Source organism: Armatimonas sp. (genome assembly GCF_031410135.1).
GTDB lineage: Bacteria > Armatimonadota > Armatimonadia > Armatimonadales > Armatimonadaceae > Armatimonas.
In genome coordinates this window covers 1-10,127 of record NZ_JANNYP010000621.1, presented here as the reverse complement: position 1 = coordinate 10,127, position 10,127 = coordinate 1, and the positions used below count along the sequence as shown (strand labels likewise).

Here is a 10,127-nt window from a genome sequence, read left to right as displayed (position 1 = left end):
AAGTGACATTGGAGTCCGTGACGATGATGGCGTTGGGTGGGGCGGAGAGCAGGATATTTTGTGAAAAATCCGCTTCGATAACATTGCCGCTCTTGTCTGCTGCTCCCCAGTGGGTTCCCAACGCAATCAGTGGCAGCCCGATAGCGGTGAGTGCGGCGACTTGCGGCTTCAGTGCAACCCGCTGCGCCAGTGTCCAGGCTCCGAAGGCCATCCAGACAGTAATCATCATAAAGGATGGTAAATAATAAACGTAGATATCTAAAATATGGTAGTTCAGTGCGTAGAAAAGGCTCGCGCTCGCAATCCAGAGTGTCAGGAAAAGTATCGCTCGCTGTGTCTTCCAGAGTGCGATCACTCCGATTGGAGCCAGCCAGAGTGTCCAAATCCCAAACTCGGCCACCAGTGCTCTTCCGTAGCGCAGGGCGTTTTCCCCGACTACACTCAGGGGCTGTGAGAACATGAGCTGGCGGTAGAGATCCCCGGACAGATGCTTGTAGAATAGCTCCGGTGTCGTCGGGCTTCCCCAGAGCACGGGGGACTTGCTGAAGTGTGCGGCCAGCGGCACGTAGGCATAGAGGAGCAACGGGAGCAGAAAAAGCGGCACCAGAGGTAAGAGCTTCTTAATGCCCACTCTACAACACGCAAGTGCCAAAAAGCCGGGCAGAAAGAGCACCATCATTAGGTTGTTGGTGAGTGCAAGGCCATAGACAAGTACCAGCGGAGCCAGCACTCGCTCGCCTCGCTCCAAGCGCACACTCAGCCAGAGCACCGTGCACAGAAACAGTGACGTGAGGGTATAGACCTCACAGGAGAGCGACTGTTGCCAGAGAGTGGGGGCGAAGGCCAGCAAAAGAGTCGCGCTCGCCGAGACGGCGCGTGAGGGCACGACACTCGCGGCAAATCGATAGAACATCGCCACGGCCCCAGCTCCAAAGAGCGCCGTCATCAGATTGACGCGAGCGGCGGGCTCTTCGATCAGGGGCGCGAGTCCAAAGAGAAACGCCCGCCCTAGCAGAGTAAAGAGCGGGTAGCCCGTGGGATGGCAGACCCCCAGTGTGTACATCGCCGTCTCGAAGTTGCCGTCATCGCCCGTGTAGATTGTCCGGCACATCGTGAGTGCGTACACGAGCGCCGCGAGGGCGAAAAGTAGCCAGGCAATCTTTCGATCCGAGAAACGAGACATGCTCTGATTGTCGGAGCCCCCCCGTATTTTTTACAGCAGTGGCGTGCCGCGTTTACAGAGCTGGAGCGCCAGACCCCAAGGATCGCGCAGCATCGTGAGCTGGGAGCCATCGGGGAGGCGCACTTCGGAGGCATAGGTCGCGCCCGCTGCTTCCAGTCGTGCCCGGTCGGCGTCGGGGTTTTCGGAGACGAGTGCGATATGAACAATCAGAGGATCAAGGCTGGCGTAGTCGGGCACCTGGTCAGGCGGGTTGTTGTAGATCTCCACCACGCTTAAGCCGCTCTCATCAGCGAGAAAGTGGGTCTGAGTGGCGTTGTCCACGTGGCGGACAATCCGAAAGCCAAGGTGAGCTGTATACCAAGCCGCCATCGCGACGGGCTCGGCAACATTGAGGGCAAAGTGTTCGATGCGCATGGCTCTATTCTACCGGTTCTATCGCAGGTAGACGGAGCTGGTAGCGCATGGAGAGCAGGCGCACCAGAAAGGTCACCAGCGCCCCGAGACTGAGAAGCACATTGCTCGGCAGCTCCGTAAAGTGCAGCGCATAGACCGCCAGGCTCCCAAGAATGGCGGCGCTGGCGTAGAGTGCGCCGGGCAGGAAGATTCCGGGGATCTCTCGTGCCAGAATATCCCGAATCACGCCGCCTCCCACACCCGAGACCGTCCCCACAAACACCACCCCTAGTGGCCCCAGCTCCAGCTCGATCCCCCGGAGCGCGGCAGATGCCGAGAAGAGCGCCAGGCCCGCCGCATCCAGAATATCCAGCTCGCTCTTGCGCTTATCCAAGCGCCGGAAGAAGAGAAACGACAGCAGGCTCCCTGCCAGCGCGGCCCAGAGCAAGCGCTCGTCACGGAACCACTGTGGCGGGGTCTGTCCCGTGAGCACATCACGCAGAGAGCCCCCACCCACCGCCGTGACACAGCCCAGAACAAAGACTCCTAGTAGATCAAAGCCCTTTCGTACACCCACCCGCGCCCCCGATGCCGCAAAGAGCGCTGTCCCCAGCAGTGTCGCAAGCTCGGTCAAAGTCATTGTGGCTATTTTACTCGCACCCGATTTCCCGCTCCGATTTTATGAGACAAATTAGAGACATTTAGAAAGTGATTTTAGTGATTTTTTTCTATTGGAAATGCCTTTAATGTTGTTTAAATAGCGATAATTATTGTATTTTCTTGATTTGCGATTTTTGTAGCTTAAATTTCCGAGTGGCGAGGTGAGGTTGTTCTGGGATATACTATATGCATAGTGACCTGGAAAACCCAGGAAACGAATCCCGACGATCCCTTCAAAACGAAGTGTGATCGTCGTTTTTGTTTCTGCCTCCCATGCAAACTTCGCCTCTAATTCCTCGTGTCGGTGTGGCAGTCTTGCTCCTGCGCGAGGGGAAACTGCTCCTCGGCCAGCGTTTAGGAACTCATGGTGTAGGAACTTGGGCACCGCCCGGTGGCTATTTAGAGTTTGGTGAGTCGCTCGAAGTCTGTGCACGCCGCGAGGTGCTTGAAGAGACGGGCCTGGTCATTAGCCAGCTGCGCTACGGCCCCTACACCAATACTCTCTTCGAAGCCGAGGACAAGCACTCGGTCACCCTTTTTCTCCTCGCAGACTGCCCCGAAGCTCTAGGTCAGCCCGAGCGCCGCGAGCCCGACAAGTGCCTCGGCTGGAGCTGGCACCCCTGGGAAAATCTTCCTGAGCCTCTCTTTGCGACACTGACCCAGCTCCGAGATAGTGGTTTTATGCCCAAATAATGCTCCTGAATTAGGAGACAATTGCGAGACAGAGGAAGCTCGATTTTTGGTGATATTTTATTTTCAGTGTTTCTTTATCTTGATATTTCAGAAGATACTTGTTGTTTGATTGCCAATGAATGTATCTTTCATTTAGATTATTGAGTGGCGGCGAGCGTCTGTTTTGGGATACACTATATGCATAGTGACCTGGAAAACCCAGGAAACGAACCCCGGCGATCCCTTCAAAACGAAGTGTGATCGTCGTTTTTGTTTGTCTGGGTGCCGTACAATAGGCGGTGATGTTGACGAGTGAGAACCCGGAAGAGCTGACGCGCCAGGTGCGGGCGGCGATGGATGTTTTAGAGGCGATTGTGGAGGATCGGGCACTATTGGCCCACCTTAACAAGGACGACCTTGCGCGCTTGCTCAAGGCGGCAGGGCAAGTGGCGACTCCCGATGATGCGAGCCATCGCTACTTAATGAAAGCCACCAAACGCCTGCGAAAAGCCGACAAGCGCGAGAAAGTGGAGAGTGTGCTCCACGAGACAGGGATTCGCAAGCTACGCCGCGAGGCGGTCTTTGTGACTCCCAACTACGCACCGCCCAGCGACGATAGCCAGCAAGAGAGTGACGACCCCGATTTTCGCGAGGCGGTCGAGCCGCAGTACTGCTACATCTGCAAGCGCCACTACACCCAGCTCCACCACTTCTACGACCAGCTCTGCCCGACCTGCGCTGCGTTTAACTTTGCCAAGCGCACCGAGCTCGCGGATCTGCGGGGGCGCGTGGCGCTACTCACGGGTGGACGCGTGAAGATTGGCTACCAGGCGGGGATTAAGCTGCTCCGGGCGGGGGCGCATTTAATTGTGGTCACCCGATTTCCCCGCGACTCAGCGGCGCGTTATGCGCTAGAGCCAGACTTTTCCGAGTGGGCGGATCGCTTGGAGATCTTTGGGCTGGACCTGCGCCACACGCCCAGTGTCGAGGCGTTCTGCTCGCACCTTCTCAATACCCGTGAGCGACTTGATTTTATTATCAACAATGCCTGCCAGACCGTGCGCCGTCCTCCGGAGTTCTACTCCCACATGATGGAGGGCGAGCAAGCCCCGCTCTCCGCGCTCCCTGAGGCCACCCGTAAGCTCCTCGGGGGCTACGAGGGTCTGCGCGGCTACGAGCTGCTCCCCTCGGCCAAGCTCTCACAGATGGCACTTCTCCCTGGTGAGGGCGTGGGCCAGCAAGATCTCTTCCCAGAAGGGCGGCTGGATCAAGACCTGCAGCAGATTGATTTGCGCGACCGCAACTCCTGGCGCTTGCAGATGGACGAAGTCTCAGCGGTGGAGCTACTGGAGGTTCAGCTCGTCAATGCCGTCGCGCCGTATATCCTCAATGCACGCCTCAAGCCGCTGATGCTGCGCACCCCGGAGCGCGATAAGCACATTGTCAATGTCTCGGCGGTGGAGGGGCAGTTCTACCGCAAGTTCAAGACAACCCGCCACCCGCACACGAATATGGCAAAGGCCGCGCTCAATATGATGACCCGCACGTCGGCGGCGGACTACCAGGCGAGTGGAATTCACATGAACGCGGTGGATACCGGCTGGGTCACCGACGAGGACCCGGTGCAGATCGCGGAGCGCAAAGTGGCCCAGCACGGCTTTCATCCGCCGCTGGATATTGTGGATGGTGCCGCCCGCATTGTTGATCCGATTATCGCGGGTATCAACACCGGCGAGCACGTCTGGGGCAAGTTCCTCAAAGACTACCTGCCCACAGACTGGTAGCTTACCCCTGCCAGCGTCCCTGGATGCGAATGGGGGTTCCCCGGTCAACCCACTCGTAGAACCAGCGAGCGGGGTTGCCCTTGTTTAGGGGGACTCGGATGCAGCCGTGCGATGCGGGGAACCGTGGCACGCTGGTGAACCCGTGGATGAAGATATTGCCGCTCACCTGGACACTATAGGGCATGGGGGCTCCGTTGTAGAGGCTGGAGTAGTGCATGCGTTCCTTGACTGGCCCTGCCGTGAAATCACCCGTCGGGGTTCGGTGGCCCGCCCCACCCGTACTCACCGGGGTTTCCAGAACCAGTGTCTCTCCCTGCCAAGCTTGGAGCCGCTGGGTGGCGCAATCTACCTCGACACGCTTTGCGCCACGGACAATCTGGATCGTGTGCGCCCCGCTCTTGACCGTCACCGTGCCGCTTGACGGCTCCCACGAGACATCGCCGCCCAGGGAGCGTAGCGCACCTACCACGAGGAGCGCGGTGCCATCGAGGAGCCGTCGCACGCTGCTGGGGGAGGTGATCACTTTATTGTTGATCGAGAGGCGCTGGGTGGCCTCCTCCCAGACGACTTCCCAGCCAAGGGCATCGGCGACCTTTCGTGCATCGACATAGAGAGTCTCGGGTCTGTCGGCAAAGCTGATGCCGCTCAGGGGTTGTGCTTGTGTTAGCATGGGCGCATTTTACAGGTAATTTACGCCGCCCGAGAGGCTGGCGTCGTGGTGGGTTACTTGCTCTCTACGGGGAAGAGCGAGCTTGCCCAGAGCGCGTCGGTATCGGAGAGGGGCGGGGTGCAGGGCTTGGTGTAGTCCAGCGTCTCCGTGGGGCCATCGTCGTAGGCGCGGGTGAAGACGGCTTGCAGGTCGAGGGCAAGATCGGGCTGATCGTCGGTGAGGGGGATGAGAATCTCAGGAAGGCGGTCGCGCAGAGTGATGGGCCAGATGGCAAAGTCGTGGTAGCCGGGGACGGCGGGAGCGCGGTGCAGAGAGACGAGATAGTCCCAGCGGCCATACTCTTTCAGTAGAGCCTTTCGATCCGGAGCCAGGGTGTACTCGCCGCCTCGCAGAAAATCCAGCTCGATGAGATGCGCGTCGCTGGCGAGAAGATCGCGCTGTTTACGCAAGTACTCTTCTCTGCCCCGCCCTGACTCCTTATTGGCGGGACTGAGTAGCTCGATCACTGTGACAACCTCGCCCGGCTCGCGCACCCGCCGAACCTCCAGAAACACTTCGCGCATCGTTTCTTCGTAGACCCGCAGGTAGCGTGGTGGTGTCGCCAGAGTCGGGCGCTCCAGCGTGGCGACTCCACCGCTCGTTCGGGGTGGCTCATGGTGAATCACCGCCACATCGGCGCGAAAGCGGTGCTCCCACTCAACAATATAGATGCGCTCCTCAAGTCGTGCGACAAAATCAGGTGGAAGCTGGGGCTTTAGTGCGGCCCGAAGTGCCACCAGAAAGGTGGTGTGAAAGTCCTCCCAGACACGGCGGTCTTCGAGATACGGATCCATTCCAGGGAACGGGCTGGGCATGGAGAAATTGTATCGTAAATTTAGGCCAGGGAGAACTTTCCCTCTGCATCACAGGCCAGCTCTTTGACTTTGACGCAGCGCAGGTGATTCACCCCGCCCGAGAGGCTGGCGTCGTGGTGGAACAGATACCACTTGTCTTGAAATTCGACGATGGAGTGATGGGTTGTCCAGCCGAGAACGGGCTCTAGGATGCGTCCCTGGTAGGTAAACGGCCCCAGCGGATTGTCCGACGTGGCGTAGACGAGGTAGTGGGTATCGCCAGTAGAGTAGGAGAGATAGTACACCCCGCCCAGCTTGTGAACCCACGCGCCCTCAAAGAAGCGCCGGTCGTGGTCGTCGGCCTGGAGCGGGTTGCCACTCTCATCTAAGATTGCGATCTCGGTGACGGGGCCCGCCAGCGCGTGCATGTCGTCGGAGAGCTTGGCGACGCGTGGCCCGAGCGCGGGGACGGCTCCGGTGGGCTCGACGGGCGCGTTTTTGTTGAAAGCATCGCCTTGCCAGCACTGGAGCTGCCCGCCCCAGATTCCGCCAAAGTAGAGATAGGCCGCGCCGCCGCTCGCCGCATCGTCCACGAAGCTGCACGGGTCAATGGAGAACGTCCCTGCAATCGGCTCGGGATCTGGCGTAAACGGGCCAGACGGCGAGTCAGAGACCGCAACCCCAATCCGAAAAATGCCATCTTGGTCGCGTGCGGGGAAGTAGAGATAGTAGCGCCCGTTTTTCGCCGCCGCATCGGGAGCCCAGAGCTGCGCACTCGCCCAGGGAATATCTTCGAGCGCCAGCGCCACCCCGTGATCCGTCACCGGCCCGTGGGCACTCTCCATCGAGAACACGTGATAATCACGCATCGCATACTGATCGCCATTGTCGTTGGACTCAATGCCCGAATCAATATCGTGCGACGGGTAGAGATAGAGCTTCCCCTCAAAAACATGCGCCGACGGGTCTGCGGTGTAAACATGGGAAATCAGGGGCAGGTCAGACATGGCTTACAGAATTCGCTTTCGGTCGCGGCGCTCGGCGAAGTAGATCTCGCGGTACTTGCTGTGCAGGTAGCGGATCAGTGGCTTGGCGGAGAGCGGCTCGCCGCAGATGCGCTCGGTCAGCTCGCCGGGTAGGTAGCGCCGTCCGGGCTGGTGGACATTCGTGCGCAGCCAGCCTAAGAGCGGCGCGTAGTCGCCACGAACCAAGCCTGGCTCGATGGCGGAGTCGCTAGTCAGTGCTTTCTCAAAGAGCTGCGCCGAGAGCATCGTACCCAGCGCATAGGTCGGGAAGTAGCCAAACATCGCGCCCGACCAGTGGACATCTTGCAGGCAGCCCAGCGCGTCGCTCGGGGGCGTGATGCCCAGATAGCTCTGCATCTTAGCACTCCAGGCTTCGGGCAGATCTTTCACCGCCAGAGTCCCCGCCACTAATTCCTGCTCCAGCTCAAAGCGCAGGAAGATATGCAGGCAGTAGGTCACTTCATCGGCCTCAACCCGGATCAGCGACGGCTCCACGTGGTTGATCGCGCGGTAGAACTGGTGGACATCCACATCGGCCAGCACACCCGGGAAGTGGCGCTGGAGGCCGGGATAGAACACGTTCCAGAAGGTTCGTGAGCGCCCGATAATGTTCTCCCACAGCCGCGACTGCGACTCATGAAACGCCAGGCTTGCGGCCCCCGAGAGTGGCGTGTCATCGTCCTTGGGATCGAAGCCCTGCTCGTACATGCCGTGGCCCGCCTCGTGGATCGTGCCCATGAGTGCCCCAGGTAGCCAGTGGGTCTCCACACGTGTCGTGATGCGCACATCGGTGCGATGTAGGCCCTGGCAGAACGGATGAACCGCCATGTCTTGCCGCCCCTGCTCAAAGTCAAAACCCAGTTTCTTGGCGATGTACTCCGCGAACTGGAGCTGTGTCTTATCATCGAAGCCCCGCTTGAGGCAGGAGTTGTCCACCGGCTCGCCCTCGCGGATGATCTCCATCAAGGGCAGCAGGCCATCGCGCACCTCGGCAAAGACACTCGCCACTTGCTCCGTGGTCATGCCGGGCTCGTACTGATCCAGTAGCGCATCGTAGCGGCAGCCACCGTGCCCCAGATGATCCGCCACCTCGCGGGAGAGCCCCAGGAGCTTCTCCAGAGTGGGGGCAAACTGGGCGTAACTATTTTCCTGCCGCGCCTTCACCCAGATCTCATGGGCCAGTGCTGTCTCTCGGGCAAGGCTCGAAACCAGTGCCGTGGGGAGCTTGACCGACTTGTCGTAGTCGCGGCGCACGGCTCTGAGTGTCAGGGCCTTATCCGAACCCTCCTTATCTCCCTCCTCAGCTCCCTCCGCCTCGGCATTGCTCAGCAAGCGTCCCGTTTCATCGTCGGTGAAGCGCTCGTGCAGCATCTTGCTCATCGCGCCCATGGCATTGGCGCGTGCGAGCCCTCCACCGTGCGGCATGTAGCACTGCTGATCCCAGCCCAGTAGTGCGGCGGCGTGGCCCAAATGACCTAGCTCCGCAAGGCGGGCCAGTAAGCTCTCATAGTCAGACATAGGCGGCATTGTACCCGATGGGTTGCAAATCGGGTAAATCTGCGATAGAGTATCTCTCGCCTAGCCGCTCCCGGATCGTTCAACGGCAGGACGACAGGTTCTGGCCCTGTTAATCGAGGTTCGAATCCTTGTCCGGGAATCCAAATCCCGCTACAATCGTAGCGGGGTTTTGTTATTTGAACCCCTCCCCCCGGCCTCCGTCCCTCTACGAAGGAAGGGGGAGGCAGGAGGGGGTTACGAACCCTCCCCTGAGGGAGGGTGGCGTAGCGAGGAACGAGCGGAGCCGGGTGGGTTCTGGGGTTCGGAGCTGGGAGATGTTTTTATGATCAATAGCTATCGCACTGCGTTTAATGCGGCCTTCACCGCCGAGCGCTACGAGGCATTCCAGCGCTTGCTGACCGAGCGTTGTGGCGTGCCGATTGCGTTTCGTTGCGCGGAGACGCCGTGTTTCTTTGAGGCGGCAACTCTGGAGGCGATGATCCGTGCGAGCCGAGAGCTGGTCGCGCAGCTTTTAGGGAGCTCTGAGTATCTTGCCCGCGCTACCGAGGCCATCCCCGAAGCGTTTCGCGTCCCCGGCACCGACCCTGCGCCCCTCTTTGTGCAGGCCGACTTCGGGCTAGATGGCGCTGGGCAGCCCAAGCTGGTCGAGATTCAAGGATTCCCCTCGCTCTATGCCTTCCAGCCCGTGCTCGCGGAGGCCTATCGTGATGCCTTTGGGCTGGATTCTTCCCTGGAGACCTATCTGGAGAGGGGCACGGCACAGAGCAACCATGCAGTGCTCTCCGAAGCTCTGTGTGGCGACTACGATCCCCGCGAGGTCTTTCTGTTGGAAGTCGCGCCCCAGACCCAGAAGACCCTGCCGGACTTTGTCCTCACGGAGAAGCGCTACGGCGTCCGAACTTTGGATGTGCAAGAGGTGGTCAAGCGCGGAAAGCGACTCTTTGCCCCTGATGGCACCCCAATAAAGCGCCTCTACAACCGGGTGATCGTGGATGAAGTGGTGCGCAAGAGTATCCCGCTCCCCTTTGATTTTCGCGATGAGCTGGATTTAGAATGGGCCGGGCACCCGAACTGGTACTTTCTTCTGAGCAAGTTCTCCCTGCCGTTTCTCGACCATCCGAGTGTCCCCAAGACCAGCTTTCTCTCGGATGTGACGGCGCTCCCGGAGAACTTGGAAGACTTTGTGCTCAAGCCCCTGTTCTCGTTTGCGGGCCTGGGCGTGAAAGTTGGTCCGACAAAGGCTGATATTGCTGAGGTCGCTGATCCGACACAGTGGATTCTGCAGGAGCGCGTGAACTTTATCCCGACCATTGAGACCCCTGAAGGCCCCACCAAAGTGGAGGTGCGGGTCATGTTGGTTCGGGTCGGGGAGCACTACCAGGCACTCAC

At 59.5% G+C, this 10,127-nt stretch carries 10 protein-coding genes and 1 tRNA gene; 4 read left to right on the top strand and 7 right to left on the bottom strand.

What is annotated here, in order from left to right; all coding sequences use genetic code 11:
* The 3 genes from RMO15_RS22785 to RMO15_RS22775 all read right to left on the bottom strand — a co-directional run.
* Positions 1–1,183, bottom strand: a 1,183-nt coding sequence (locus RMO15_RS22785) for a DUF2723 domain-containing protein (protein WP_309717704.1), incomplete at its 3' end; no start/stop codon positions are given.
* Positions 1,184–1,213: 30 nt separating this feature from the next.
* Entirely contained in the window at positions 1,214–1,597 is a 384-nt protein-coding gene (locus tag RMO15_RS22780) for a VOC family protein (RefSeq protein ID WP_309717701.1), read from the bottom strand.
* Between the two features lie 4 nt (positions 1,598–1,601).
* Positions 1,602–2,216, bottom strand: coding sequence for a trimeric intracellular cation channel family protein (locus RMO15_RS22775; protein WP_309717699.1), 615 nt, complete (start codon positions 2,214–2,216; stop codon positions 1,602–1,604).
* 293 nt (positions 2,217–2,509) lie between these two features.
* Here RMO15_RS22775 and RMO15_RS22770 point away from each other — a divergent pair, with 293 nt between their 5' ends.
* Together RMO15_RS22770 and RMO15_RS22765 are read left to right on the top strand one after the other, a co-directional pair.
* Positions 2,510–2,929 carry an NUDIX domain-containing protein gene (locus tag RMO15_RS22770; protein WP_309717696.1) on the top strand — a complete coding sequence of 140 codons (420 nt, stop codon included), beginning with the start codon at positions 2,510–2,512 and terminating at the stop codon, positions 2,927–2,929.
* Positions 2,930–3,210: 281 nt separating this feature from the next.
* The gene (locus RMO15_RS22765) at positions 3,211–4,692 is read left to right on the top strand and encodes an SDR family oxidoreductase (protein WP_309717694.1); all 1,482 of its coding nucleotides are present in this window, start codon (positions 3,211–3,213) and stop codon (positions 4,690–4,692) included.
* Between the two features lies 1 nt (position 4,693).
* Here the strand turns inward: RMO15_RS22765 and RMO15_RS22760 are convergent, their stop codons facing one another.
* From RMO15_RS22760 to RMO15_RS22745, 4 genes are read right to left on the bottom strand one after another with little or no spacing between them, the layout of a single operon-like run.
* Positions 4,694–5,362 (bottom strand): L,D-transpeptidase family protein, encoded by a 669-nt coding sequence (locus RMO15_RS22760; RefSeq protein ID WP_309717691.1) that lies wholly within the window; start codon positions 5,360–5,362, stop codon positions 4,694–4,696.
* A 53-nt stretch (positions 5,363–5,415) separates the two neighbouring features.
* A complete protein-coding gene (locus RMO15_RS22755; protein WP_309717688.1) occupies positions 5,416–6,216 on the bottom strand; it encodes a DUF4058 family protein in 801 nt (266 codons plus the stop codon).
* Positions 6,217–6,236: 20 nt separating this feature from the next.
* Positions 6,237–7,202, bottom strand: a complete 966-nt coding sequence (locus RMO15_RS22750) for a glycoside hydrolase family 43 protein (protein WP_309717683.1) — start codon at positions 7,200–7,202, stop codon at positions 6,237–6,239.
* A 3-nt stretch (positions 7,203–7,205) separates the two neighbouring features.
* The gene (locus RMO15_RS22745) at positions 7,206–8,738 is read right to left on the bottom strand and encodes a carboxypeptidase M32 (protein ID WP_309717679.1); all 1,533 of its coding nucleotides are present in this window, start codon (positions 8,736–8,738) and stop codon (positions 7,206–7,208) included.
* A gap of 68 nt (positions 8,739–8,806) precedes the next feature.
* Here RMO15_RS22745 and RMO15_RS22740 point away from each other — a divergent pair.
* A tRNA-Gln gene (locus RMO15_RS22740) sits at positions 8,807–8,877 on the top strand.
* A 183-nt stretch (positions 8,878–9,060) separates the two neighbouring features.
* On the top strand, positions 9,061–10,127 hold a 1,067-nt coding region (locus RMO15_RS22735), incomplete at its 3' end, for a hypothetical protein (RefSeq protein WP_309717677.1).

What these genes read in the sequence shown, in the direction of transcription:
- RMO15_RS22780 (WP_309717701.1), bottom strand. Translation starts at nt 1,597, where the DNA reads ATGCGCATCGAACACTTTGCCCTCAATGTTGCCGAGCCCGTCGCGATG.
- RMO15_RS22775 (WP_309717699.1), bottom strand. Translation starts at nt 2,216, where the DNA reads ATGACTTTGACCGAGCTTGCGACACTGCTGGGGACAGCGCTCTTTGCG.
- RMO15_RS22770 (WP_309717696.1), top strand. Translation starts at nt 2,510, where the DNA reads ATGCAAACTTCGCCTCTAATTCCTCGTGTCGGTGTGGCAGTCTTGCTC.
- RMO15_RS22765 (WP_309717694.1), top strand. Translation starts at nt 3,211, where the DNA reads ATGTTGACGAGTGAGAACCCGGAAGAGCTGACGCGCCAGGTGCGGGCG.
- RMO15_RS22760 (WP_309717691.1), bottom strand. Translation starts at nt 5,362, where the DNA reads ATGCTAACACAAGCACAACCCCTGAGCGGCATCAGCTTTGCCGACAGA.
- RMO15_RS22755 (WP_309717688.1), bottom strand. Translation starts at nt 6,216, where the DNA reads ATGCCCAGCCCGTTCCCTGGAATGGATCCGTATCTCGAAGACCGCCGT.
- RMO15_RS22750 (WP_309717683.1), bottom strand. Translation starts at nt 7,202, where the DNA reads ATGTCTGACCTGCCCCTGATTTCCCATGTTTACACCGCAGACCCGTCG.
- RMO15_RS22745 (WP_309717679.1), bottom strand. Translation starts at nt 8,738, where the DNA reads ATGTCTGACTATGAGAGCTTACTGGCCCGCCTTGCGGAGCTAGGTCAT.